The 24,797-nt window shown below is 63.2% G+C and carries 27 protein-coding genes; 8 read left to right on the forward strand and 19 right to left on the reverse strand.

Annotated features, from left to right (window positions below):
- Positions 1 to 6: 6 nt before the first annotated feature.
- Positions 7 to 1,350: a peptidoglycan DD-metalloendopeptidase family protein gene (locus tag ACPWMG_RS04200; protein ID WP_483303402.1), complete on the reverse strand. Its 1,344-nt coding sequence runs from the start codon at positions 1,348 to 1,350 to the stop codon at positions 7 to 9.
- 157 nt (positions 1,351 to 1,507) lie between these two features.
- On the opposite strand from ACPWMG_RS04200, the gene tyrS reads away from it, so the two are divergent.
- Positions 1,508 to 2,755, forward strand: a complete 1,248-nt coding sequence (gene tyrS / locus ACPWMG_RS04205; protein ID WP_483303403.1) for a tyrosine--tRNA ligase — start codon at positions 1,508 to 1,510, stop codon at positions 2,753 to 2,755.
- 10 nt (positions 2,756 to 2,765) lie between these two features.
- Here tyrS and ACPWMG_RS04210 read toward each other — a convergent pair whose 3' ends face one another.
- From ACPWMG_RS04210 to ACPWMG_RS04230, 5 genes are all read right to left on the reverse strand, one after another.
- Positions 2,766 to 3,176, reverse strand: coding sequence for a cupin domain-containing protein (locus ACPWMG_RS04210; RefSeq protein WP_483303404.1), 411 nt, complete (start codon positions 3,174 to 3,176; stop codon positions 2,766 to 2,768).
- 87 nt (positions 3,177 to 3,263) lie between these two features.
- Entirely contained in the window at positions 3,264 to 4,010 is a 747-nt protein-coding gene (locus ACPWMG_RS04215) for an ankyrin repeat domain-containing protein (RefSeq protein WP_483303405.1), read from the reverse strand.
- A 5-nt stretch (positions 4,011 to 4,015) separates the two neighbouring features.
- Positions 4,016 to 4,516, reverse strand: coding sequence for a GlcG/HbpS family heme-binding protein (locus ACPWMG_RS04220; protein ID WP_483303406.1), 501 nt, complete (start codon positions 4,514 to 4,516; stop codon positions 4,016 to 4,018).
- Positions 4,517 to 4,653: 137 nt separating this feature from the next.
- A complete protein-coding gene (locus ACPWMG_RS04225) occupies positions 4,654 to 5,277 on the reverse strand; it encodes a response regulator transcription factor (RefSeq protein ID WP_483303407.1) in 624 nt (207 codons plus the stop codon).
- Entirely contained in the window at positions 5,274 to 6,767 is a 1,494-nt protein-coding gene (locus ACPWMG_RS04230; protein ID WP_483303408.1) for a sensor histidine kinase, read from the reverse strand. Before ACPWMG_RS04230 ends, ACPWMG_RS04225 begins: the two co-directional genes overlap by 4 nt.
- Before the next feature lie 36 nt (positions 6,768 to 6,803).
- Between ACPWMG_RS04230 and ACPWMG_RS04235 the strand changes: the two genes are divergently transcribed.
- Positions 6,804 to 7,730 (forward strand): cation diffusion facilitator family transporter, encoded by a 927-nt coding sequence (locus ACPWMG_RS04235; RefSeq protein WP_483303409.1) that lies wholly within the window; start codon positions 6,804 to 6,806, stop codon positions 7,728 to 7,730.
- 18 nt (positions 7,731 to 7,748) lie between these two features.
- A complete protein-coding gene (gene dtd / locus ACPWMG_RS04240; protein ID WP_483303410.1) occupies positions 7,749 to 8,195 on the forward strand; it encodes a D-aminoacyl-tRNA deacylase in 447 nt (148 codons plus the stop codon).
- Between the two features lie 49 nt (positions 8,196 to 8,244).
- Here the strand turns inward: dtd and ACPWMG_RS04245 are convergent, their stop codons facing one another.
- The 4 genes from ACPWMG_RS04245 to ACPWMG_RS04260 form a co-directional block, all read right to left on the reverse strand.
- Positions 8,245 to 8,868 carry an OmpA family protein gene (locus ACPWMG_RS04245; protein WP_483303411.1) on the reverse strand — a complete coding sequence of 208 codons (624 nt, stop codon included), beginning with the start codon at positions 8,866 to 8,868 and terminating at the stop codon, positions 8,245 to 8,247.
- A complete protein-coding gene (locus ACPWMG_RS04250; RefSeq protein WP_483303412.1) occupies positions 8,865 to 9,338 on the reverse strand; it encodes a FecR family protein in 474 nt (157 codons plus the stop codon). The genes ACPWMG_RS04245 and ACPWMG_RS04250 overlap by 4 nt, the downstream gene beginning before the upstream one ends.
- Positions 9,339 to 9,409: 71 nt before the next feature.
- Positions 9,410 to 9,889, reverse strand: a complete 480-nt coding sequence (gene ybeY / locus ACPWMG_RS04255; protein ID WP_483303413.1) for an rRNA maturation RNase YbeY — start codon at positions 9,887 to 9,889, stop codon at positions 9,410 to 9,412.
- A gap of 52 nt (positions 9,890 to 9,941) precedes the next feature.
- Complete coding sequence (locus tag ACPWMG_RS04260) at positions 9,942 to 10,946, reverse strand: PhoH family protein (RefSeq protein WP_483303414.1); 1,005 nt, start codon at positions 10,944 to 10,946, stop codon at positions 9,942 to 9,944.
- A gap of 61 nt (positions 10,947 to 11,007) precedes the next feature.
- Here ACPWMG_RS04260 and ruvA point away from each other — a divergent pair, with 61 nt between their 5' ends.
- The gene (gene ruvA / locus ACPWMG_RS04265) at positions 11,008 to 11,583 is read left to right on the forward strand and encodes a Holliday junction branch migration protein RuvA (RefSeq protein ID WP_483303415.1); all 576 of its coding nucleotides are present in this window, start codon (positions 11,008 to 11,010) and stop codon (positions 11,581 to 11,583) included.
- 4 nt (positions 11,584 to 11,587) lie between these two features.
- Here the strand turns inward: ruvA and ACPWMG_RS04270 are convergent, their stop codons facing one another.
- Entirely contained in the window at positions 11,588 to 12,886 is a 1,299-nt protein-coding gene (locus ACPWMG_RS04270; RefSeq protein ID WP_483303416.1) for a carbonic anhydrase, read from the reverse strand.
- A 368-nt stretch (positions 12,887 to 13,254) separates the two neighbouring features.
- On the opposite strand from ACPWMG_RS04270, the gene ruvB reads away from it, so the two are divergent.
- From ruvB to ACPWMG_RS04290, 4 genes are read left to right on the forward strand one after another with little or no spacing between them, the layout of a single operon-like run.
- Positions 13,255 to 14,310, forward strand: a complete 1,056-nt coding sequence (gene ruvB / locus ACPWMG_RS04275; RefSeq protein WP_483303417.1) for a Holliday junction branch migration DNA helicase RuvB — start codon at positions 13,255 to 13,257, stop codon at positions 14,308 to 14,310.
- A 33-nt stretch (positions 14,311 to 14,343) separates the two neighbouring features.
- Positions 14,344 to 16,095, forward strand: a complete 1,752-nt coding sequence (locus ACPWMG_RS04280; protein WP_483303418.1) for a rhomboid family intramembrane serine protease — start codon at positions 14,344 to 14,346, stop codon at positions 16,093 to 16,095.
- Complete coding sequence (locus ACPWMG_RS04285; RefSeq protein WP_483303419.1) at positions 16,092 to 16,718, forward strand: hypothetical protein; 627 nt, start codon at positions 16,092 to 16,094, stop codon at positions 16,716 to 16,718. Before ACPWMG_RS04280 ends, ACPWMG_RS04285 begins: the two co-directional genes overlap by 4 nt.
- A 43-nt stretch (positions 16,719 to 16,761) precedes the next feature.
- Positions 16,762 to 17,751 carry a formylglycine-generating enzyme family protein gene (locus ACPWMG_RS04290; RefSeq protein ID WP_483303420.1) on the forward strand — a complete coding sequence of 330 codons (990 nt, stop codon included), beginning with the start codon at positions 16,762 to 16,764 and terminating at the stop codon, positions 17,749 to 17,751.
- Between the two features lie 22 nt (positions 17,752 to 17,773).
- Here the strand turns inward: ACPWMG_RS04290 and ACPWMG_RS04295 are convergent, their stop codons facing one another.
- The 8 genes from ACPWMG_RS04295 to ACPWMG_RS04330 all read right to left on the reverse strand — a co-directional run bounded on the left by ACPWMG_RS04295 (position 17,774) and on the right by ACPWMG_RS04330 (position 24,786).
- The gene (locus ACPWMG_RS04295; RefSeq protein WP_483303421.1) at positions 17,774 to 18,973 is read right to left on the reverse strand and encodes a DSD1 family PLP-dependent enzyme; all 1,200 of its coding nucleotides are present in this window, start codon (positions 18,971 to 18,973) and stop codon (positions 17,774 to 17,776) included.
- 4 nt (positions 18,974 to 18,977) lie between these two features.
- On the reverse strand, positions 18,978 to 19,616 hold the full coding sequence (locus ACPWMG_RS04300; RefSeq protein WP_483303422.1) for a histidine phosphatase family protein: 639 nt from the start codon (positions 19,614 to 19,616) through the stop codon (positions 18,978 to 18,980).
- Between the two features lie 10 nt (positions 19,617 to 19,626).
- Positions 19,627 to 20,340: a DUF4136 domain-containing protein gene (locus tag ACPWMG_RS04305; protein WP_483303423.1), complete on the reverse strand. Its 714-nt coding sequence runs from the start codon at positions 20,338 to 20,340 to the stop codon at positions 19,627 to 19,629.
- Positions 20,341 to 20,395: 55 nt separating this feature from the next.
- Entirely contained in the window at positions 20,396 to 21,322 is a 927-nt protein-coding gene (ttcA, locus tag ACPWMG_RS04310; RefSeq protein ID WP_483303424.1) for a tRNA 2-thiocytidine(32) synthetase TtcA, read from the reverse strand.
- Positions 21,323 to 21,420: 98 nt separating this feature from the next.
- A complete protein-coding gene (locus tag ACPWMG_RS04315; protein ID WP_483303425.1) occupies positions 21,421 to 22,179 on the reverse strand; it encodes a substrate-binding periplasmic protein in 759 nt (252 codons plus the stop codon).
- A gap of 21 nt (positions 22,180 to 22,200) precedes the next feature.
- On the reverse strand, positions 22,201 to 23,571 hold the full coding sequence (locus ACPWMG_RS04320; RefSeq protein WP_483303426.1) for a GGDEF domain-containing protein: 1,371 nt from the start codon (positions 23,569 to 23,571) through the stop codon (positions 22,201 to 22,203).
- Between the two features lie 67 nt (positions 23,572 to 23,638).
- On the reverse strand, positions 23,639 to 24,421 hold the full coding sequence (locus ACPWMG_RS04325; protein WP_483303427.1) for a substrate-binding periplasmic protein: 783 nt from the start codon (positions 24,419 to 24,421) through the stop codon (positions 23,639 to 23,641).
- The gene (locus ACPWMG_RS04330; RefSeq protein WP_483303428.1) at positions 24,415 to 24,786 is read right to left on the reverse strand and encodes a dihydroneopterin aldolase; all 372 of its coding nucleotides are present in this window, start codon (positions 24,784 to 24,786) and stop codon (positions 24,415 to 24,417) included. Before ACPWMG_RS04330 ends, ACPWMG_RS04325 begins: the two co-directional genes overlap by 7 nt.
- Between the last annotated feature and the right edge of the window lie 11 nt (positions 24,787 to 24,797).

Consider the following 24,797-nt stretch of genomic DNA (forward strand, 5'->3'; position numbering starts at 1 on the left):
GTGGGTTTACTGTGCGCTGGCTTGGCGAACGGCTTCGCCCGCGCTCAGTTGCGTGCGCATGACCGACGCCAACTGGTTGAACGCCGGGCGCGCCGCCGCCGAGACGGGCTCAGCGTTGATGTTTTGCTTGGCGATGGTCATCGGGTCTTGGTGAATGCCATTCACGCGGAACTCGAAGTGCAGGTGGGGGCCGGTGGCCCAGCCGGTGGAGCCCACGTTGCCAATCAGGTCGCCCTGACTGACGGCTTGGCCCTTTTTCACATTGATGCGGCTCAAGTGGGCGTAAACCGTGGTGTTGGCGTTGCGGTGGTTCACGAACACCACGTTGCCAAAGCCGTTTTGCACGCCTGCAAACTCGACCACGCCGTCGCCCACGGTGCGCACGGGTGTGCCCGTGGCGGCTGCGTAATCCACGCCCAAATGGGCTTTCCAGCGGTGCTGGATGGGGTGCTCGCGCATTTCAAACCCGCTGGAAATGCGCGAAAACGCGACCGGCGAAGCCAAGAACGCGCGGTGCAGGCTTTGGCCGTCGAGCGTGTAGTACGCGCCTTTTTTGCCGGGTTCTGCGAACCACATGGCTTGCAGCGTTTTGCCGTTGCTGACGAACTCGGCGCTCAAAATGCGTCCGGCGCGCAGCGGTTCGCCGTCGGCTTCCAGCGTTTCGTAAACGATGGAGAAGCGGTCGCCTTTACGTAGGCCACGGTGAAAGTCCAGGTCGCCGGAGAAGATTTCGATTAACTGCGAGGCGATGGCGTCGGGAATGTTGGCTTCGTCGGTGGCGGCAAACAGCGAGCTGCGGATCACACCGCCAGCCAGTCGGCTGTTGGCCGTCAACGGGGCGGATTCCACGCGCGAGGCAAAACCCACAGGGGTTTTTTCGATCACCAGGCGTTGGAAGGTGTCGCCACTGCCGGCGCTCCAGCGCGCGGTGAGCTTTTGCAGGGTGTGGGTGTCGCTGCCTTCTACCGTGACGGTGTTGCCAGAGCGGCCGAGCAGGGCGGTCTTGGCTTTGGCATCGCTGCGCAAAAAGGCGGCGGCGTCGGCATCGTCAATCCCTAGGCGGGCCAGCAAAGATTTGGCGGTGTCGCTGGAACGGGTGACGTCCGTGCGAAACAGGTTGAAATTGTGGGCGTCCAGGGCATCGGCCTGGAGCTGCAGTGGCAGGTCGGCAACCGGTTCGGTGATTTGACGCACGGGGACGTCAGACATATCGGGGCCAAGGGAGGCAACAGCATAAGCGCCGCCAGTACTGACCAGCAGCAGGGCGGAGATGACAGCGGTGACGCGTTTGGGGTGGCGTCGCACCAGTGCGGAAAGGTTGTCTCCGACGGTTTTCAGACCGTTATTCAATGTGCAATTCCCCGCTATAGACAATAAGTAACCGAAACGCTGCGCCTGGGGATCTCAGCGATTCGGCGCCTTGTCTGACAGCGCCAACTAAAATCACGGAATACAGCAACGGTAGAGTATAGCTGTGCACACTTTTTGCCACAATCCTAGAAACAATATGAATCATCCGGGTACCGAAAAGCAAACTAGCCCCGCGCAGCCGATGTCGGACGGCGTGAAAGAGGCTTTGGCCGTCTCGTTGCGCGGCTGTGATGAGCTCATTCCCCAAGAAGATTGGGTGCGCAAACTGCAGCGCTCAGAAGCCACCGGCACGCCGCTGCGCATCAAACTGGGCCTGGATCCGACCGCGCCCGACATCCACTTCGGCCACACCGTGGTGCTGAACAAGATGCGCCAGCTGCAGAACCTGGGCCACACCGTGGTGTTCTTGATTGGCGACTTCACTTCGCTGATTGGCGACCCGTCGGGCCGCAACACCACGCGTCCGCCGCTCACGGCCGAGCAGATCAAGCTCAACGCCGAAACCTATTACAAGCAGGCCAGCCTGGTGCTGGATCCGAGCAAAACCGAAATTCGCTACAACAGCGAATGGAGCGACCCGCTGGGCGCGCGCGGCATGATCCAACTGGCTTCGCGCTACACCGTGGCACGCATGATGGAGCGCAACGACTTCCACGACCGCTTCAAGGGCGGCCAGTCGATCAGCGTGCACGAGTTTTTGTACCCGTTGATGCAGGGCTACGACTCGGTGGCGCTGAAGAGCGACCTGGAACTCGGTGGCACCGACCAGAAGTTCAACCTGCTCGTGGGCCGCCATCTGCAGCAGGAATACGGCCAAGAACCGCAGTGCGTGCTTACCATGCCACTGCTTGAAGGGCTGGACGGCATCGACAAGATGTCCAAGTCGAAGAACAACTACATCGGCATTTCCGAAGAGCCAAACACCATGTTTGCCAAGGTGTTGAGCATTTCCGACGTGTTGATGTGGCGTTGGTACACCTTGCTGTCGTTCAAGACAGAGGCTGAAATTGCCGCGCTCAAGGCTGAAATCGAAGGCGGCCGCAACCCCAAAGACGCCAAGGTGGCGCTGGCCAAGGAACTGACCGCACGTTTCCACTCGGTGGCGGCAGCCGACGCGGCCGAGCAAGATTTCATCAACCGCAGCAAGGGCGGCGTGCCCGATGAAATCCCTGAAGTGAGTTTGTCTGGCGCGCCGTTGGGCATTGCGCAGTTGCTCAAGCAGGCCGGGTTGGCCGCTTCCACGTCCGAAGGCAACCGCCTGATCGACGGCGGCGGCGTACGGGTGGACTCGAGCGTGGTCAGCGACAAGGGCCTCAAGCTAGAGGCCGGTGTTTACGTGGTGCAAGTGGGCAAACGCAAGTTCGCCCGCGTCACCCTGGCTTAAGCTTGCCGGCTTAAGGAGCAGGGCTGGCCAGCGGCTTGCCCTTTTCCACCACATACACGCCCACCAACTTCACGGGCGCGGCCGAGTCGTTGTGCGCGTCGTGCACCACGCCGGCCGGCACTACAAACGATTCGCCGGCTTTGATCTTGCGCGGCTCCTGGCCGTCGACCAGCAAGGTCACTTCGCCGTCGGTCACGTAGCTGATTTCATCGCCGGGGTGTGTGTGCCGACCGGCTCTGGCGCCAGCGGCGACTTCCACGCGCGCCACCACGGCTTCACGTCCGGGCACCGACACATCGGCTTTGCCCACCATGGTGCGGGTCAGGCCAGACGCTTGGGCGAAGGCGGTGTTCGTTGTGAATGTGGCCAGAGTGAGCAGGGCTGCGGCAACGATGCTGAGACCACGGGTGCTTGTTTTCATAGGTTTTTCCTCGGGTGGATAGGATGAGCGCGCGCCATCGTAGCCGCGCGGTTTAGGCCTAGCCCCCGGGATCAACCCTCAGCGCGCTTAGCGTTTCGTGCTGGCCCCGGCTTGCTCCAACATCACCACCATCTCGCGGTAGCCGCGTGTGCGCGCCAGTTGCAGCGGCGTGTTGCCCTGGCGGTCGGTGAGCTGCAGGCTGGCCCCCGCGTCGATCAAGGCGCGCAGGGTTTGCTGGTGGCGCGGGCCACCGTCGCCCAGCACAATCGATTCGATCACCGCCGTCCAGTGCAGGTTGTTCACGTGGTCGAGTGGCGCACCGGCGGCGATCAACTGGCGCACCACACCGTCGTGGCCCAAGTGGGCGGCCGCGATCAGCGCCGTGCCGTCGTAGCGGCTGGTGGTGAGTTTGGCGCTGGCGCCCACCGCCAGCAGCGTGGCGAGTGTGGCTTCGTCGTCGGCCACGGCGGCGATGGTCACGGCGTCGTATTTGTCGTTTTCCATCGCAGACAAATCCGCACCAGCTTGCGCCAGCAGTTTGATGACCGGAGATTGCTTGGCAAAGGCCGCCACGTGCAGCGGTGTGCGGCCTTGTTCGTCGCGGGTGTTCAAGTCCACCTTTTGCGCGATGAGTTTTTCGGCCTTGGCCACGTCACCGTGCTGGGCGGCGGCATGCAGGCCTTTGTACTGGCTGACCTGCGCCGCGCTAGGTGGGACTTGGGCCAGTGCCGGAAGAGCGCCAAAGCCGCTCAAGACCGAGAAGCCTGCGGTGGCCAAGGCCAGAGGGACGCCCTGGCGGGTCAAGTGGTACAAGCGCATAGTCAGCCTCTTCATGGGTCTTACTTCAGCAGTTCTTTGACGTGGTCGATGGCGGCCAGGGCGCATTGCTCGTCCAGGTTGCCAGCGGGTGCACCGCCCACGCCCACAGCGCCGATCACTTCATTACCCACCTTCACGGGCACGCCACCGCCCAGCAGCAGGTAGCCGGGGATGTTCACCAGGTTGGCCGCGCCGGGGTTCTTCTGGGCGATTTCCATGATGGCCAGGGTGTTGTTCTTGGCGGAGGCCGACGTGAAAGCCTTTTGCTGACTGGCGGCCAGGGTGTGCGGGCCGGCGTTGTCGGCACGTTGCACGGCGCGCACGGTGCCCGCGCGGTCCACGACGGTGGCGCTCACGGCGTAGCCGTTGGTGGCGCAGGTTGCCACGGCCGTGGCGGCGATTTGGTTGGCCAGTTCCAGCGACATGTTGCGCTCGGTGCGTACTGCGCTTTGAGCTTGGGCGTTGGCGGCACCCGCTGCGCAGGCGAGGGCGATGAAGGCGAATTTGAGGGACTTGGTCATGGTGTGCTCCGGGTTTTATGCAGTGAATTCGGTTGAATCAAACTGTTCGTTCAACCGTGCATGAACTGTAAAAAACCGGGGCTGATCTGCCCATGCGTACGCCTACGCCGCACCCTCCGTAAAACTACGGAGTGGCGTTATGTGTTCTCGTCCGCCAGCGCCGCGTAGCTGCGAATCAGTTGTGCCAAGGACTCCGCTTCCAGCTTGGCGAACAGGTTGGCACGGTGGGTTTCCACCGTGCGTGGCGACACGGTCAGCACGCGGCCAATCTCCTTGTTCGTCAGGCCTGAGACGATGAGCCCCAGCACCTCGCGCTCGCGCTCGGACAACTGCGCGTAGCGCTCACGTGCCTGCCGGTCGGCCTGGTGCCGCTCGCGCGAGCGCACATGCTGGCGCACGGCGTTTTGCAGCGCTTCAATCAGCGCTTCGTCGTCTACCGGCTTTTCCAAAAACTCGGCAGCGCCGGCCTTGAACGCGCGGCGACACATGTCCACTGTGCCGTGGCCGGTGAGCATGATCACGGGTTGGTCTACCGCCTGCGCCACCAGCGTGTCGAGCACGCTCAAGCCGCTGATGCCGGGCATGCGCACGTCGAGCACGATGGCGCCGATACCCTGGCGGTCAAACTGCGCCAGAAAGGCCTGCGGGTCGGCCCAGGTCTGTACGCGCAACCCCACGGTGCTGATCAGCAGCGCCAGGCTGTCGCGCACAGCGGCATCGTCGTCGATGAGGTGGATGAGCGGGGACAGCGTGGTGTTCATGGTGAGGTGGGCGTGGCGAGCGGGAGAGACAGTTGCAGTGAGGCGCCGTGCGGGCTGACGTTGCTGGCCACCAGCTTGCCGCCCATGTTGCCGGCCAGGCTTTCACACAGGTTCAGCCCCAGGCCCAAGCCGCCGCTGCGGGTGGAGAAAAACGGCTCGAAGATGCGCGGCAACACGTCGGCCGGAATGCCGGGGCCGCTGTCTTGCACGCTGAGCGTGCCTTGGCCTTCTATGGCGGCGATGGTCACGGTGAGCGTGCGTTCGCCCGTGGGTGTTTGCTCCAGCGCCTGCAGCGCGTTCATCAGCAGGTTGTGGGCGATCTGCTCCAGCGCCACGCGGTCGGCCAGCACGTGCACATCGGCACCTGGGCTTTGCACTTGTGGTGTGACGCCACGGCGGGTGCATTCGGGCTCCAGCAAATACAGCACTTCACGCACGGCGTCTTGCAGCTTCACGGGTTGCAGTTGACCCGCGAGGTCGGGGCGCTCCACCGCGCGCCGCAGGCGGCCCACCACGGTGGCGGCGCGCCGCGCTTGCTCGATGGCTTGGGCCATGGCGCTACGCGCGGTGTCGAGTTCGGGCGGGTCGTCGTTCAACAGGCGGCTGGCGGCCTGGGTGTTGGCCAGTACGGCGGTGAGCGGTTGGTTGAGCTCATGCGCCATGCCAGCGGCAAGTTCGCCCAGCGTGTTCAGGCGCGCCACCTGGCCCAGGCGCAGCAGCTCTTCGGCACGCTTGCGTTCGGCGCGTTGGCGCATGGCGTTTTGCAGGGCGAGCAGCAGCACGGTCACTGCGGCAGTCCAGCCCAGCATCCAGCCCCAGGGCAGTTCGCCCCAGCCCACTTGGCGCAGTGCAAACACGTCAAACGGTTGGCTGTCGCTGGCCAGGTGTTTGTGGAACTCAAAGCGCCATCCGCTGAAGGCACCGGTGCCGATGTGTCCGGGCTGCACTTCGTAAATCTGCTGCTCTTGCTCCAGCGTTACACGCACCGGGCTGGTGTCGCGCTCCATGGGCCATTCAGTCCACGGCAACATCGTGCCCAGGTCAATTTGCAGGGCATAGCTGATGGGGTCTGCGCCCAGCACCAGCCAGTAGCGCCCCTGGTCGAGGTGGGACGAGGCCAACGCCACACGCCCGGCCTTGCGCGAGGTGGCCTCGGCAGTGGTCAAGAAGGGCTGCACCCAGGCTTGCTCGGGCGCGCGACGCTGCACGTCCAGAATCTGCGGGTACACCGACGACAAACGTTTTTCGGGCAGCGCGCTGGGGTCGGTGCTGCCAGCTGGTTGCAGCAAGGCCAGCGTGGCCAACACCGCGTCTTGCTGCACCGCACGTTGGCTCAGCAGACGGTGGGCGATGCGGGCGTTGGCTTCAAAGTCTTCGCGCTGGCGCGTCAGCTCTTGCCGTGCCAGTGCCACGCTGCCCAGTGCGGCAAGCACGACCCACGCCAGCAGCCAGCCGCCACGGCTTTGAATTGCTTTCCATGCATTCGACATAGGGGCGCATTGTGCATGGTGGGCGACAATCTGTTGATGTTCGCCAAATCTTCTTCCTTGTTCACGCCGCAACGTCTGCTCTGGGCTTCGGTGGTGGTGGCGCTGATGACCATCACGCTCAAAACCTGGGCCTGGAAACTCACCGGCTCGGTGGGTTTGTTGTCTGATGCGATGGAGTCTTTCGTCAACCTGGCGAGCGCGATTTTTGCGCTGGTGATGGTGACCATTGCCAAGCGCCCGGCCGATGAAGACCACCCTTACGGCCACCACAAGGCCGAGTACTTTTCGTCTGGCTTCGAGGGCATTTTGATCATCGCCGCCGCGCTCGGCATCATCTGGGCGGCAAGCCATCGTTTTGCCTCGCCGCAGCCGATTGAACAGGTGGGTTTGGGCCTGGCGCTGTCGGTGGGCAGCTCGGTGTTGAATGGCGTGTTGGGTTGGGTGATGTTGCAGGCCTCGCGCCAGCACCGCTCGATTGCGCTGGAGGCCGATGCCCGGCATTTGTTCTCTGACGTGTGGACGTCGGCCGGTGTAGTGGTGGGCATTGCAATGGTGGCATGGACGGGTTGGCTGTGGCTCGACCCGGTGGTGGCGATTGCGGTTGCGGTCAACATCATGCGCGAGGGTGCGCACCTGGTGTGGCGTTCGTCGCAGGGCTTGATGGATGAAGCGCTGGAGCCCGAAGTGCAGACGCAGATTCAGCAAACGCTGGCCAGGTTTGCTGGCCCCAAGCTACGCTTTGACCATGTCACCACGCGCAAGTCCGGCCAGCGCCGCTTTGTCGATTTGCACATGCACATGCCGGCCGATTTGACGCTGGGCCAGGCCGCTGCGTTGCGCTCGGACGTAGAGCAAGCGCTGATGCACGACGTGCCCGGCCTGCGCGCCACCATCCAGTTGCTGCCCACCAATGTGGAAGCCTATTTAGAAACCAACGAGGATGCGGCTGCGGCGGCATCCTGATGACGCGAGATTTTTGAGATGAAAGTTGTTTTGCAGCGGGTGCTGGAAGCCCGTGTGGACATTGCGGGCACCACCGTGGGCGCCATCGGCCCCGGCCTGCTGGCGCTGGTGTGCGCCGAGCGTGGCGATGATGAAGCGGTGGCCGACAAGATGCTCGCCAAAATCGTCAAGCTGCGCATCTTCAGCGACGCGGCAGGCAAGATGAATTTGAGTTTGCAAGATGTGGCCGGTGGGTTGCTGGTGGTGAGCCAGTTCACCTTGGCGGCCGATTGCTCAGGTGGTAACCGGCCTAGTTTTACCGGGGCCGCAGCGCCCGATGAGGGGCGCCGTTTGTACGACTACTTTGTGGTGCAAGCGCAGCGCTTGGTGCCGCAGGTGGCGACCGGGCAGTTTGGCGCCGACATGCAAGTGCATCTGGTCAACGATGGCCCGGTGACCATTCCCATGCAGATGGGCGCTGCGTAAAAAGACATAAGAAAAAAATACAGGGTGGAGAGCCCTGTCGTTTGGATGTTCAGCGAACCAGAATTTCCACGCGCCGGTTTTGCGGTTCCGCCACGTTGTCGGCTGTGGGGATGGCCAGTTCACGTTCGCCTCGACCGGCGGCCTCTATGCGTTCGGCCGGCAGTGGGTTCTGCTTGTACAGATCGCTTTGGATCAGCAGGTCGCGCACTTGCTGGGCGCGGCGCAGCGACAGAGCGTCATTTTCCGTAGCATCGCCCACGGTGTCGCTGTGGCCGGTGATCACGATGTCGGCGCCGGGGCGGCTTTGGGCCAGCGCCAAGGCTTCGCGCAAGGTCTTTTGCGCCTCGGGGCTCAACTCAGAGGCCCCAGCTTCAAAGTAGATGACGAAGCGCTGCGGCTTGGCCGGGCGCAACGCAAATACGTCGGGGTAGGCGGCTTGTACGTCGGCTGCGGTGGTCTTGTCGGTCAGGATGGGTGAACCCTGCACGGCCGTGGCGCGTTCGTAAGGCTGCGACAACTTGCGGGTTTCGCCTGCGGACACTACCCGCACAGCAGACGGCGTGCCGTCGTCTTGCGGCAGCAGCACCACGCCGGTGGTGGGCGGGGCGGCGCAACCGGCCAGTGCCAACAGGGCCACAGCGAGGGCCAGGGTTTTGGTGGACGTGCGCATCATGGCTTTACCTCGCCTTCGGCTTGCACAATGAAGTCGGTGCCGAGTACACCCACGATGGTGGTGGGCGTGCGGATTTCCACCGCTTCGGGGTGCGTTTTGCCAATGAGTCCGGTGATCATGCGCAATGAGCCACGCAGCAGGGAGAGCAGAACGTTGCCGTCTTGGGTGGTCGAGTCGTAGGCGAAGCTTTTGAGTTCGAGCCGGCTGTTGGGGCCGACCATCAGCGTGCTGCCGTCACGTAAGACCAGGCTGGCTGCGCCGTCGGCGCCGGTGGTCACGACATCGGCGGTGCTGACCGCATCGCCGGAGCGCAGTGCCTTGGCACCCTGCACATTTTCAACTTGCACTTGGCCTTTGACCAGCTTGACGGTGCCCGCCTTGCTGATGGGCGGTGCTGGCTGCGCGTAGCTTGTATGGGCACCGATCAGTATCAGTGTGAATACAAAAAATCTAAAAATTGGATTTTGCATGATGCTAAAAATTGTCCTGCAAAATGTTTACAAGATGTCAACCAGTTTGAAACCAAATGTGGGCGGTATCGCTAAACGTGCGGGTTCTCGTAAGGGTTCTCAAAGCCCAGGCGGGCCATGATCTCGATCTCCAGCGCCTCCATCTCGTCCGCATCGGCTGCACTGGTTTCGTGGTCGTAGCCCTGCGCGTGCAAGGTGCCGTGCACCAGCAGGTGGGCGTAGTGCGCTTGTAGTGTTTTGCCGTTTTCTTCAGCTTCGCGCGCCACCACCGGCGCGCACAGCACCAGGTCGGCGCAGACCACCGGTTCCTGGGTGTAGTCAAAGGTGAGCACGTTGGTGGCGTAATCTTTTTGCCGGTACTCGCGGTTCAGCGTCTGGCCTTCTTCGGCGTCAACGATGCGCACGGTGATTTCGCCATCCAGTTGCAGCGCATGGCGGATCCAGCGCGTTACTTGGGTGCGCGCGAGTGCTGCGCGGTGCGGCGCGGCGTCGAGCAGCTTGCCAAACTGCAGCGAGAGTTGCAGATCGGGTAGGGCTTTCTTAGGTGCCAAAATGGCCTCCAGCGATTGTCAGATATGCGTAAGCAGCTATCAAAATGAAGAATCAAGCCGTACGCCGCAGGCGTGCACGCGGTCGCGGTGCGACTTCGATTTCCAAGTCGCGGTCGCGCGCTTCGAGGTCCGACCGGCCGCGCGTGTCGTAGGCATCCACAATGCGAGCGACCAGCGGGTGGCGCACCACGTCGCCGCTGTTCAGACGGCAAATGGCGATCCCTTTGGTGCGCTTGAGCACACGCTCGGCGTCGATCAAGCCGCTGAGTTGCTCTTTGGGCAAATCGATCTGGCTCACGTCGCCGGTGACCACGGCCTTGGCGCCGAAGCCCAGGCGCGTCAAGAACATCTTCATCTGCTCGGGCGTGGTGTTTTGCGCTTCGTCCAAGATGACGAAGGCGTTGTTCAGCGTGCGGCCGCGCATGAAGGCCAGCGGCGCGACTTCAAGGGCGCCACGTTCAAACGCTTTTTGCACTTTGTCGAAACCCATCAGGTCGTACAGCGCGTCGTACAGCGGGCGTAAGTACGGGTCGATCTTCTGGTTCAGGTCGCCCGGCAGAAAGCCCAGGCGTTCACCGGCTTCGACTGCGGGACGGGTGAGCACGATGCGCTGCACGGCGCTGCGCTCCAGTGCGTCCACGGCGCAGGCTACAGCCAGATAGGTTTTGCCGGTGCCGGCCGGGCCAATGCCAAACGTGATGTCGTGCTGCTGGATGCTCTCCATGTAGCTGGCCTGGTTGTCGGTGCGTGGGCGCAACTCGCCGCGCCGGGTTTGCAGGGCGGGCGCGTTGCCATCGTTGCCCGCGCCATCACCGGCCAGCATGATCTGCACGGTTTCCGGGTTGATGGGGCGGGCCGCCATTTCGTACAGCGCCTGCAGCACTTCCAGCGCCTGCTTGGTGCGGGTCTTGGTGCCGTCGATCTTGAACTGCTCGTGCCGGTGCGCAATGGTGACGTCTAGGGCTGCTTCGATGGTTCGCAAATGGCTGTCCATCGGGCCGCAAAGGTTGTCCAGGCGGTTGTTGTTAGGGGGGGAGAAGGTGTGTCGTACGATCATGGGCTGTGCCGGTTATCGCTTATTGTCGCCGCTGCCCCAAATTTTCATCTCTCAGGATCCCATGATCGGACGTCTGCAAGGCCTTTTGGCCGAAAAAAATCCACCCCAACTGCTGATCGACTGCAACGGTGTCGGCTACCAGGTGGATGTGCCCATGAGCACCTTCTACAACCTGCCCGGCGTGGGCGAGCGCGTCACGCTGCTCACGCACTTTGTGGTGCGGGAAGACGCGCAGATCCTCTACGGCTTTGGCACTGCCGCCGAGCGCGATGCGTTTCGCCAGCTCATCAAGATCTCTGGCGTGGGGCCGCGCACGGCGTTGAGCGTGCTCTCAGGCATGGGCGTGGGCGACCTGGCGCAGGCCATCACGGCGCAAGAGCCTGGCCGCTTGATCAAGGTGCCGGGCATCGGCAAGAAGACGGCCGAGCGTTTGCTGCTGGAGCTGAAGGGCAAACTGGGTGCCGACATCGGCGCTACCGCCGGTGCAGCCAACGATGCACAAGCCGACATCTTGCAGGCGCTGATGGCGCTGGGCTACAGCGACAAAGAAGCGGCGTTGGCGCTCAAGGCTTTGCCTGCCGATGTGGGTGTGAGCGACGGTATCAAGCTGGCGCTCAAGTCCTTATCAAAGGGATAAAAACCTACTGCGCCGCGCGCACCACGCGGTCGTTCACCGGCTGCACCGGGCGCGCGTTGTTCGGGAACAGTTGCGTGAACAGACGCAACTGGCTGGCGCTCAAAGTCATGGGTTGGCGCATCACCATCCACAAAACACCTTCGGTGCAGGGCGGCGCCGTCAGCGAGCCAAAGAACTGGTAGTAGCGCTGGTCTTGCGGTACCAGCGAAGCCACGTTGATGCCACCTGGCGGAAACGCCACGCGGTCTTGCACGTCCAGCGGCACATAGGTCCACACCTGGTCGACCAGCGGGCTGGTTTCACCGGGTTCCAGCAGCACCGCCAGCATGGCTTGTTGGCCATCGTCGCTGCGGTGCAGCAGGTGCACGCCCATGGCAAAACTCTTGCCGTTGACGATTTCTTCGGCCGGCTGCTGGAAATCCATGCGCACCAGCTTGTAGCGCGTGCCGCGCACGGTGAGGTAGTTTTCGCCCTGCACGTCCACCTGCAGCGTGCGGCCGGTGTGCACTACCGAGCCGTTGCTGGCTTTGTACTCCAGCGTCAGGGGCTCGGCCGGGCCAGACAGGGCCGTTTTGTCGTCGATGGCAATGGGCGATTGGCGTTGGCCTGAACCACAGGTGGCGAACTCGGGCTTCAGTTTGCCCCAGGCTTGCGGGCCGGCGTCACCCGAATAAGACCACGGCAACTGAGGGGCCTGCTCCTGTTTGTCGCCCCGCATGGCCGGAGTGCCACTGCGTTGGCCCACAGCGGCTGCCGCGCCAGTGGTGGCCGCAAACGAGCCCAAAGCAGCGGCACGTGCACGCAAATACTGCTGATGCGTGGGGTCATCCACACTCGCGCGTGCACTCACCGGGGTGGGCTGTACTGCACCTTTGGCTCCTGCCGTATTTGGTGCGGCCGCAGTGGTCTGTACGCTCGGCGAGGGCGATACCGCCATCGACGGCGCACGCGGCACAGGGTTGGTGGCGCGGTGGCGCGGGCTCTGCATGGCCGATCGACGCGGCGGCGGCGTTTGCGGCATGTTGTTGATCTGCTCCACAGCCAAGCGCACCTGGTCGCCAATCGACAGCGGTTTTTCAGCGGCAGCAGCACTTGATGGCGCAGCGACTTGTCCGCTGGCACTGGTGGGGGGGGCGGTGACAGGCTTGGCAGGCGACGGAATGCGGCTGGCCGGTGCCGGTGTATTGGCTGGAGGGTCTGCGGCAATGGCCGCGCTGCTGACCACCAGCGACGCACCCAGCCAAGCCACAGCCCGCCAGATGGGCAGCGGTTTTGCGGAGAGGGGCAGAGAAGTTGGTTTCATGCGGGGCTTGGGCTCTGAAAGACGTTGGGACAGCGAGCAAGGCCGACCAAAAGCATGGGGCGGCAAAACCACCCTGACGCCGGTTACGACTCTGTATCGGCATTCGCGTCGCAGACTTGAGGATCCTCGGCACAAATCAGCGCGAGGGCAGGACGTACGGATCGGGATGGGTTGCTAGGCGCGGTTTGCAGCCAATAGCCTTGCTATTGGCCAGAAACGCAACGCCGCAGACCGCCCGAGTCCGTGCGGCATGCACCGTGTTGATTTGTGACGAGTGTCCTTACGGCTATAGTCGATGGCGCATGCCGTACGGACCCGTTCGGCAGCCATTTGTTCCCCTCTTTTTGCGCCCCGTTTCGGGTTTTGCCGTGTCCATCCAGACTGACGATTTTGCTCCGCCCCCCGCCAAACGCGTGGTTTCCGCCGCGCCGGTGTCGCCTGCCGAAGAGGCGATCGAGCGCGCGCTGCGCCCGAAGCTGTTTGACGAATATGTCGGCCAGACCAAGGCGCGCGAGCAGCTCGAAATTTTTATTGGCGCGGCCAAGAAGCGCGAAGAAGCGCTGGACCACGTGCTGCTGTTCGGCCCGCCCGGGCTGGGCAAAACCACGCTGAGCCACATCATTGCCCACGAATTGGGCGTGAACCTGCGCCAAACCAGCGGCCCGGTGCTCGAAAAACCCAAGGACCTGGCAGCACTGCTGACCAACCTGGAAAAGAACGACGTCTTATTCATTGACGAAATTCACCGCCTGAGCCCGGTGGTTGAAGAAATTCTCTACCCCGCGCTGGAGGACTACCAGATCGACATCATGATCGGTGAAGGCCCGGCCGCGCGCAGCATCAAGCTCGACCTGCAGCCCTTCACCCTGGTGGGCGCCACCACCCGCGCCGGCATGTTGACCAACCCGCTGCGCGACCGCTTTGGCATCGTGGCACGGCTGGAGTTCTACACCCCCGAAGAGCTGGCGCGCATTGTGAAACGCAGTGCCGGTTTGCTGAATGCGCCGATTGATGCCGACGGCGGCTTTGAAGTTGCCCGCCGCTCGCGTGGCACGCCGCGCATCGCCAACCGTTTGCTGCGCCGCGTGCGCGACTACGCCGAAGTCAAAGGCAACGGCACCATCACGCTCGACATGGCCAACCGCGCGCTGGCCATGCTCGATGTCGACCCGCAAGGCTTCGACCTGATGGACCGCAAATTTTTGGAAGCGGTGATTCTGCGATTTGATGGCGGTCCCGTGGGGCTGGACAACATCGCCGCCAGCATTGGCGAAGAGCGCGACACCATTGAAGACGTGATCGAGCCCTATCTCATCCAGCAAGGCTTCTTGCAACGCACGCCGCGCGGCCGCATTGCCACCTTGGCGGCGTACCGGCATCTCGGCGTGACCCCGCCGAAGACCGATGCCGATTTGTTCGGCTGATCGCGAACCGCACCCGACCTGTATCCGCACGGTATGACCGACGCTTCCAGTCCCGTGCGCGAGGACCCGGCCGAACCCGCCAGCGACGTGCTTGCGTTTGAGCCGCGCCTGCGCAGCAACAGCCTGTTCAGCGCGTTGATGGTGGCGCTGTTTGGCATCACCATGTTGTGGTCGTTGTTCGAGAGCCAGCGGGAGAACGGCAGCCCGTGGATGTTTGTCGTCATGGTGTGTGTGTTGGTGCCTGCGGCCATGGCGGTGCTGGTCCTGGTGCGCCACGCACTGAACAAGGCGCCCGTGCTCGTGCTGGATGCGCAAGGCATACGTGGTGCGCAACTGCAAGGCCTGGTGCCGTGGAGCGATTTGCTTGATGCTGAAACCGACCGCCTGCTGCTTGGCCATGTGGTGCGTCTGGACCTGACGCCATCGCCCACGCGTCCCAACCGCCGATCCTTTCTGACGGGGCGCAACCCCAGCGCTCCGGTCGTGAGCCTGCACCTGCTCGACCCCCGTCAACAGCGAGACGCCCTGCGTGCCATCCATGCACAGATTGCGCCGCGCCGGGCCGAAGCGGGGCTGGGTGAGGCGCCCAGCGTGGGCCGGGCCCGCGCCGCGGTGGCGCTGGACGACGCGCTATACCGCATCACGCCGCACACCTGGGCCTTGTTTGCCATGCTGGCGGCCAACATCGGGGTGTGGCTGGTGCAGATTGTCCAAGGCGTGAACGCCATGCGTCCGTCCACCTTGCAACTGCTGCAATGGGGTGGCAACACCGCCGCTTCAGTGGTGGTGGACGGCGTTTACTGGCGCATGTTCACGGCCATGTTTTTGCACGGCGGGGCTGCACATCTGGGCTTCAACATGTTGGCGCTGGCTGTGGCAGGGCGGCCTTTGAACCGTCTGTTGGGCAATCTGCAGTTCCTGCTGTTGTATCTGGTGGCTGGCTTGGCTGGCGCTGTGACGAGCCTGCATTTTTCAGCGCAAACGGCGGTCTCGGTCGGCGCTTCAGGGGCCATTTTTGGCGTGATGGGCGCCATCCTCACCGTGAGCTGGCACTACCGTCGCCGCATGCCAGGGTCTGAGAACCGGCGCATCTGGCTGGGCCTGGGCTTGTTTGTGCTGTATTCGCTGGTGCAGGGCTTGATGCAAAGCGGTGTGGACAATGCGGCCCACGCGGGCGGATTGGTGGCGGGGCTGCTGCTGGGCTTGTGGTTGCCTGCGCCCTTTGACGAAGACGTGGGCCGGGCGCAGCGCTTCAAGGCGGTGGCGGGCGCCGCAGTGGTTTCAGGTGTGCTGTTGGTGGTGGGGGTGTTGAGCACTCCGGTGCCTTCGGTTTGGCCCATGCAATCGTTGCAGGCCGAGATGGTGTTGCGCCGCGTGATGCCGCGCTTTCAGCAAACCTTTGGTGCGCTGGAGCAGCAGGGTCAGCGCTTTCGGCAGGGTCAAATCACCGCTTTGCAGTACTGGAGCTTCGCACGCCAGGTGGTCACGCCGCAATGCCAGGCCATGGGCCGTCAGTTGAGCACGCTGCGCGCGCCGCAGTGGGAGCCAGCGGGCCAACTGTCGTCCGCCGTGCAGCGCATGTGTGTGCTGATGGCGGCCAACGTCGACATCCAACTGCGCCGCGCCAATGGCAGCCTGGCCGTCACCCCGGAAGACACGGCCCAACTGCGCGCCTTAAATGCCGAAATGCAGGGCATTGCGCGGCAACTGAATGCGCTGCAAGCCCGTGCACGGTCGACTGCACCCACTTCACCAAACACACCACCTGCCGGAGTGACACCATGAGTCCCACGCGGAATCGCCCGCTGTTGTTGCGCCTGGGCGGCTGGGGCTACCTGGGCTTGGCGCTGCTGTTGGGCTTGTTGGCTGAAGTGTGGTTGCACAGTGGCATGGCCGACCACACTGAGCCTGCGGACGATATCGGTCTGGTAGCCCAACATCTCACCAGTGGCCAGTCGGCCATCGCCATGCGTTACGCGCAACTGTCTGCGCAGATGGATGAGGCCGCGCTCAAGGTGCACTTTGACGGGCTGGCACTGGTGTGCGCGCCCGCCAAAAGCAAGCCCACCCAAGTGGAGTGCTTGGCCACACCCGATCAGGTGGACGAGGTTTCGGCACTGCAACTGCGCTTGCTGCTGGTGGACGGCCATTTGAGCGAAGCGACGGTGCTGGTGCCCTGGTGGCGTCACCACACGGCACTGCGAGCCTTGCTGCGCGACCTGGGAGCGGCGCAATCTCTCAGCCCTGAACACGACCTGCAACCGCAGATCATCTGGCGCGTGCCGGGCGGCGAAGTGCGCCTGAACCGCGCGCCGGGCTTTGATCCGTTGCATGCCAGCCGCATTCTGTGGCGTGCCGCCGATAGTGTGCCCTCGGCAGCATCAAACCCTGTTACAAAGAGTCCTTGATTTTTAGAACGTGCACGCGTTCTCAAACATAAGGAACGCGTCCATGAAGTTCGCCCCCGTCGTTGTGCTGTTGTGTGCCTTGACGTTGAGCGGCTGCGCCACACGTCCGCTACCGACAATGGACAACAGCCTCGGCATGCCCTTTGTGCGCTTGCCCGCTGGCGAATTTTTGATGGGCAGCGACGAAGCGCCCGCCACGCTGGCCCAAGCCTTTCCGCAACTGGAGACCAAGCGTTTCACCGACTTGGCCGATGAGGCGCCGGTGCACCGCGTGCGCATCACCAAGCCGTTCTACATCGGACAGACCGAGGTCACGGTGGCGCAGTTTCGGCGCTTCTTGCAAGCCTCGGGCTACCAGCCAGAGTCAGTTGCCGATGGCACCGGCGGCTACGGCTACAACCCTGCCTACAACTCCGAAACCTCGGCTTCGGGCGACGCCTTTGAAGGGCGCGACAAACGCTATTCGTGGCGCAACCCGGGCTTTGCGCAAGGCGACGACCACCCCGTGGTCAACGTGACCTGGAACGACGCGGTGGCCATGGCCGCATGGCTCAGCAAAACCGAAGGCCGCCACTACCGCCTGCCGACCGAGGCCGAATGGGAATACGCCGCGCGTGCCGGCACGCGCACCCGCTACCCGCTGGGCGACGACCCCAAAACGCTGGCGCAAGTGGCCAATACTTTTGACATGAGCGCCGCGCCCAATTGGCCCAAGTGGACGGCGCAGGCCTTGCCCGTGTCAGACGGCTTTGCTTTCACCGCCCCCGTGGCCAGCTTCAAGCCCAACGCCTTTGGCCTGTACGACATGCTGGGCAACGCCTGGGAGTGGACGGCCGATTGGTACGGCGAAGACTACTACGCAAAGTCGCCGGTAGACGACCCGCAAGGCCCGGCCGATGGCAACGTGCGTGTGCGCCGAGGTGGCTCGTGGCACACCTGGGCGCTGTACGCTCGCCCGGCGTTTCGCAACTGGAATACGCAGCAGACGCGCTACCCGCTGGTGGGCATGCGTCTGGTGCTGGAGGCGCCTTGAGCGGTGGCCTTTTAACGGTCTTTCAAGTCAGCGCCCCGCGTGCATCCACGCGGATCAGCTTCTCGACCGTGCCACTCACCAAGCCGCCGCGCACCCCGACCAACTGGTCGTGCAGGTTGACGGTCGGGTCGCAATGGCCGGGCACCAGCCACACCGTGTCGCCGAGTTTAGGTAACGCATCTCCTGGCGCTTGCGCGCGCAGGATGCCGTGCTCGTCGCCCCCGTTGAAGTAGCCCAGCGGCGCGGGCAGGCCCAGCGGCCAGACGCGCGGCAGGCCGGAGTCGATGGCGTGGCTTTTGTGGCCGGCGTCACACACCACGTGCGTTGGGCTGGTGCTGACGATTTGGCTTTTGACGAACAAGGCGTGTTCAAACGTGGGCGCAGTGGGGGCGGCCTCGTTGGCGGCGTAGTCGGCGTCCATGAACAAAAACGATCCGGCTTGTAATTCGCCATACACGCCGCTCGTGGCTTCCAGCACCATGGTGCCGGTGCCTGCGCCGGTGACCAGCGGCACCGCAATGCCTGCCGCTTCAATCAACGCGCGTGTGACCACGGCCAAGCGCACGGCGGCGCCAATGGCGGCTTCGCGCTCGGGCAGGCTGCGCAGGTGTTGCGCCTTGCCGTGGTAGGCCTGCAGCCCGGCAAAACGCAGGAACGGGTGGCGCACGATTTCTTGCGCCAAGCTCAACGCAGCGGCGGCAGAACCCACGCCGCATCGGCCTTGGCCCACGTCGATTTCGATGAAAACGTCGAGCACGGCGCCGCTGGGGGGTAGTGCTTCCGCCATCACCTGCACAAGGCGTTGCAAGGCTTCGGGGTTGTCTACCGCTAAAGCGAGCTGGCCTGGTGAAGCATGAGCATTTTTTGCCGCTAGCGCTTGTGCGATAAGCGCAACGCGCTTCAGTTTCGATAGCGAAGTGACTTCGTTGCTGATGAAGATGTTGCGTACGCCACCGGCCAGCATGGCTTCGGCCTCGGCGGTTTTTTGCACACAGACGCCCACCGCACCGGCCTCCATCAACTGTAGCGCCAGGGCAGCGCTTTTGTGCATCTTGGCATGTGGGCGCCACAGCATGTTGTGCCGCTTGGCGAAGCTGGCCATGCGCTGGAGGTTGCGCTCCATGGCGTCCAGGTCCACCACCAACGAAGGGGTGTCGATCTCCGAAACGTGTTGGCCGACGGTAGCGGGCGGCGCGGGTTGCCAGAAGGTAGTCGTTTGCATCGGTTCAGGTCGCGTTTTCGTCGAGCGAAAGGTCGTCCAGGTGATGGGTGTCGGCCCAGCCCACCAGGGTGAAACCGTCGGGCGTCCACAGCAGGCGGTTGATGGCGGCGTTGCTGAGCTGCCAGGTGCGCGGCGCTTGCACGCCTTGGCCGGTGGCGGCGCGGTACAACACGTCCATCACACCACCGTGGGCCACCAGCACAATTTGTTGGCCCAGGTGGGCACCCGCCAAAGCGCTGGCGGTTTGCACAACGCGGTCGCGAAACACGTTGAGCGACTCGCCACCTTCGGGGGTGAAGTCGGGCTCGCGTTTGCGCCAGCGCATGGCTTGCTCAGGTGCATCGGCTTCCACTTCGGCAAACGTGCGGCCCTGGAACACGCCGAACTCGCGTTCGCGCAGGCCCTTGTCGATCAACACCGGCTGCGCCAGGGTTTGGGCAATGGCTTGCGCGGTCTCGTAAGCGCGCAACAAGTCGCTGGAGTAGATGGCCTGCACCGACTCATCGGCCAAGGCTGCGGCCGCGCGTGCGGCTTGCGCGCGCCCGACGTCGTTGAGCGGAATGTCGAGGTGACCCTGGATGCGTGAATCCACGTTCCAGGCCGTTTCGCCGTGGCGAATGGCAATGATGCGGGTGGCTAACATGCCACCGATTCTAGGAGGCTGGGGTGGCGGGCGTTGAAGAGGGCACGGAGGCGGGGGCTGAAGCCGGCTGTGCAGCCGGGGAAGGCGGTGGCGCAGGTGGCGTCACCGTCACGCGGCGTATGCCCTGTGGCGGTTGCGGAAAGCCGCTCAACGCGGCCTCAAACATCAGCGGCAGCACGATGCCGTCATTGCCATACAGCCCGTAGTTGTTGGCGCGGGTTTCATACACGACGCTGCCGGAGGAGGCATCGCGCAGCACCACGCTGATTTCGCGCTGCACGTCGCGCGGGTACGTGTCGGCATAGGCCCATCCCATGCCAGGGCCGTAGCCATAACCGGGCCACCACCCGCCGCGGCCGTAGAACATCGACACGCGTGGATAGCCCCAGTAAGGGTAGCCATAAAAATCGTTGCCAAACACCACCGACTTGAGCGTGGCGTTGACCTGCACGTTGTATTGCGCTTTGGCGTCGTCGCGCATCAGACCGATCTTGGCCAACGCGGGCTCGGCCAACTGCTCCAGCAGTTGTTGGCCCGTATTGGCTGCTCCCTGGCCGCCTTGTTGTGAGGGCAGGCGTTCGAAACGGTAGGTGGCGGGTGGGGTGACGGTGGCGATGCTGGAGAAGGTCTGCACATCGCTGGTGACTTGCACCGGGCCGGTGGCGCAACCGGTGAGCGTGGCGGCTAGTGCGATGAGCCCGGTTGATACCCAAGCTGTTTTCATTTTGGACTCCGTTGACGACGCTGTTGTGCAGCGTCATCGTAGACCTTGCACCCGCTTAAATTGTTACGACCTGCAAACCCGGCAAGCCTTGGATGCCCGTGGTGTTGAACGACTCGCCATCAAACGCTTTGTCGCCATCGGCATCCGGCACACCCGTGGCTTTCAGACCTTTGAAGTCATAGATGGTTCCGTCGGCCAAATGTGAAGGCACGACGTTCTGCAGTGCGCCAAACATGTTCTCCACGCGGCCGGGGTGCTTCTTTTCCCACTCGCGCAGCATCTCGGCGACTTGTTTGCGTTGCAGGTTTTCCTGGCTGCCGCACAGCGTGCACGGAATGATGGGGAACTGGCGGTGGGCGGCCCAGCGCACCAGGTCTTTTTCGGCCACGTAAGCCATGGGACGGATGACGATGTGGCGGCCGTCGTCGCTCACCAGCTTCGGGGGCATGCTCTTCAACTTGCCGCCGAAGAACATGTTCAGGAAGAAGGTTTGCAGAATGTCATCGCGGTGGTGGCCCAGCGCCACCTTGGTGGCGCCCAGCTCATCGGCCACGCGGTACAAAATGCCACGGCGCAGGCGGCTGCACAGGCCGCAGGTGGTTTTGCCTTCGGGAATGACGCGTTTGACAATGCTGTAGGTGTCCTGGTTCTCGATGTGGAACGGCACGCCCAGCGAGGTGAGGTACTCGGGCAGTACGTGCTCGGGAAAACCAGGCTGCTTCTGGTCCAGGTTGACGGCGATGATGTCAAAGTGGATGGGTGCGCGCGCCTTGAGCTTGAGCAAGATGTCGAGCATGCCGTAGCTGTCTTTGCCACCGCTCATGCAGACCATGACCTTGTCGCCTTCTTCGATCATGTTGAAGTCGACGATGGCGCGGCCGACCTCGCGGCACAGGCGTTTCTCCAGCTTGTGTGTTTCGCGTTCGATCTTGAAATCAGGGGTGACGGGCGCAGCCTCGTCAGCAGTCCATACGGCGCTCATGGTGTGGTCTTCAGGGTCCAGAAAACACCGATTATCCCGCGAAGCCCCATTTTCCGGTTTGGCCGGGGCCTTCATGGCACCGTGACACGCCCTGCGCGCTACTTGGTGGCCACGCTTTCCATCAGTCTGCGCACGGTGCCATTGGCGCGCAACTGGTCGAACGCGGCGGTGGTGCGTTTCACCAATTCGGGTGTTGTGCCCTTGCTGTAGGCCATGTAGAGACCGACGTTGACTTCTTCCAGTGGGAGTTGCTTTTCCAGCGTGTTGCAGTCCACCTTGAACTCGCGGCAGTAGTTGACGGCGCCGGCGTCGCTCATGGGAATCAGGTCAACCTGGCCGTTGACCAGTTGCGAGAAGTTTTCGGCCCCGCCTGACGACAGCACCAGCCGGGTGAAGCCTTGTTTGCGCAAATACTGGTGGCGCAGGTCTTCGCGCATCACGCCCACCACTTGGTTGCGCGCGGCCGCCAGAGTGGTGCCGTTGACATCTGCGCGGGCCCGTAGTTTGTAGAGCGCATAACGGATCTGCGTGTATTCGCCGACCCACTGGAACATGGTTTCGCGCTCCGGCGTGCGGGCCAGCAGGTAGATCAGCACATTGGGCTCGGTTTGCGCCATTTCATACGAGCGCGCCCAGGGGTAGACGTTGATGCGGTAGTCCTTCACGCCCGCGAGCTGCAACACCTTGTCCGTGAGTTCGGTGGCGGGGCCCGCTGCGCGGCCGTCCACCAAATGCACGTAAGCGGAAGCCTCGGTAACGACCTGCACCGTCTGAGCGCCGCCCACCGCAGGGAGCCAGCCGAGGGCCGCCACCCACAGGCCGAGCCACGAAAGTGTTGGCAAAGATCGAATCTGCATGATGGGTTCCTTGCTTGATTTTTAAGACTCTTGCCCGTGCACCGCGACGCGGTTGCGTCCGCCCAATTTGGCGCGGTACAGCGCGGCGTCGGCCTGCTTGAACAACACGTCCACGCTGTCCACACGCTGCGGGTCGAGTTCGGCCAAGCCAATGCTCAGGGTGATGTATTGGGCGGCTTGGGCGTTGCGGTTTTCAATGCCGAGGGCCGCGATCGCGGCCAACAGTTCATTGGCCAGGCGCAGGCCGTGTGCGGCTTCGGTGGCCGGCAGCAGCACCACGAACTCTTCGCCGCCGATGCGCGCCACCAGGTCGCCAGCGCGGCCGAAGTGGCTGCCGATGGTGGTGGCCACGGCGCACAGGCAGTGGTCGCCCACGGCGTGGCCATAGGTGTCGTTGTAGAGCTTGAAGTCGTCGATGTCGCAGACCAGCAGCGTCAGCGGGCTACCGGTGCGCAACGCACGGCGCAGTTCGACTTCTTTGGTTTCGTCGAACTGGCGGCGGTTGGCCAGGCCGGTGAGGGCGTCGGTGCGTACCAGGTTTTCCAATGCGATGTTGGCGTTCTCCAGCCGGGTGTTGCTGGCCTGCAGCGCGGCCGTGCGTTCGTTCACCAGCAGCGCCAGGCGGTCGCGGTGGGCCGCCAGCTCGGTTTCAAAGCGCTGTTGCTGCTCCAGGTAATCGCCCACGTTGCTTTGCAACTGGTTCACGCCGGCTTCCAGGGCTGACAACTCGTCGGGCCGCTGTGGGCGCCGGCTGAGGGTGAGCTTGCGCCCCAGGGCGCTGGGCCGCAGTTGCGCCAGGTGGGTGGCGATGTGGCGTACATGCACCGTCACCAACTTGTGAAACAGCAGCATGATCAAGCTGGCCAGCAACAGGGACTGGGCCACTTGGGTCAGGATGATGGCGGTTAACTCCCCACGCAGCCGTTTCCACAACACACGCTCGTCGCCATACAGCGAAAACTCGCCCACCGTCTCGGCACCGCCGGGAAATGGTTCGTAGATCAGGGGGGTTTGCAGGCTGGGCGCTGAGGTGGACGGCTTCCAGCCGTCGCGGGTGTTTTCCAGCCGGTCTTGCTTGCGCGTACCGGCCTTGAAGTTGATGACGGCTTTGCCCACCGAAGCTACATCCGACAAACCCGCCATATGCGCTTCTAGCGATTCGCGGTCCATGTCCCACACCGACTTGGCCAGGGTGCGCTGGTAGATTTGCGCCACCGTTTTGAGTTCGGCGTCCATCGCCGCCACGTTGCTTTGCCAGGTGGACCAAGTGCGCACCACCACCACCACCACGGTGAACAGCAGCGAAAACAGCAGCGTTGCCAGCACCAGCCGAGCACCCAGGCTTGAGGCTTTCTTCGCGGGGAGGACGAGGGGCGGCGGTGGCGAATTCAAGGTGGTGAAAAAGGTACAGGGCAGCGGTGAAGGGCGATGGGGCGAAGGCAAATACCATGCCGCCGATTTAACGCCATTTTTTCTGAATCGCGTCGTATGTGCCGTTTTTCTTGATGGTCTCTAGCGCTTTTCTGAAACGTTCCACCAGTGCATCGGGTGTCGACAGGCTGAACGCCAGGTAGTTGCCCGCGCTCACCTCGGGCAGAAACAGCACTTTCTCCAGCAACTCGTCCGGGTCGTCACCCGCTTGGCGAGCGATTTGCGCCGCGCCCAGTTCGTTGATGATCCACAGGTCGATGCGGCCGAGCTTGAGCTTGTCGTAGCCCTGCTCATATTTGGCGCTGGACTGCAGATTGCGCCCCAGCGTAAAGCCGCGCTGCACCAGGTACTGCTCGCCGATGGCCTGGTTGACGGTGCCAATTTGCAGGTTTTGCGCATCGTCGAGCTTGCGTAGCGTGAACCGGCGCTTCTTCAGCGCGTAGAGGTAGTAATCGCTTGGGGCCACCACGCCCACCCACTTGAACAGTTGCTCGCGGTGTTTGGCGCGGTTCATCGAATAGATGGCCACGTTTTCTTCGAGCTGCGCGATGTCGTACGCACGCGCCCAGGGCATGGAGGTGAAGCTGGCCTTGAGCGGGCCATCCTTCTGGACCTCTTTGACCACGGCCTGCACAACCTCGGTGCTCAGGCCAGTGAGTTTGCCGTCTTGGGTGAAGTTGTAGGGCGGGTACTCTTCGGTCAGTACACGCACCGAGGGCTCTGTGGCGGCAAGCGATGCGCCACAGGCGGAGAGCAACACGCCCAGCACCAACGTGCGGCGGGCTAGCTCTGGCGACGGGTGCTTTACCACTGACCCGCTTCCATCTCGATGGCAACCTCGCAGTCGTCAAAAATCTCCAGCTTGGCGATCTTCACGCGCACGCCCAACACGCCAGGCAGCAGCATCAGGCGCTGGGCCAGTTTGCCGATCATGCTCTCCAGCAGGTTCACGTGTTCGGCCGTGCATTCGTCGATGATGATCTGGCGCACCTTGCGGTAATCGAGCACGTGGTGGATGTCGTCATCGCGCGGGTGCAGCGGTTGCGCGCCTTGGTTCAGCGAGGCGTTCACCAGGATCGGCTGCGGGCCGTTGCGTTCGAAATCAAGAATGCCCAGGTTGGCGTCGAAACGCAGTCCGGTGAGGTGCAGTGTTTGGCTGCCGGCAGAGTTTTGCATGGTGGCTTGGG

It is taken from the genome of Hydrophilobacter chitinilyticus, assembly GCF_049860745.1.
Classification (GTDB): domain Bacteria; phylum Pseudomonadota; class Gammaproteobacteria; order Burkholderiales; family Burkholderiaceae_C; genus Rhodoferax_B.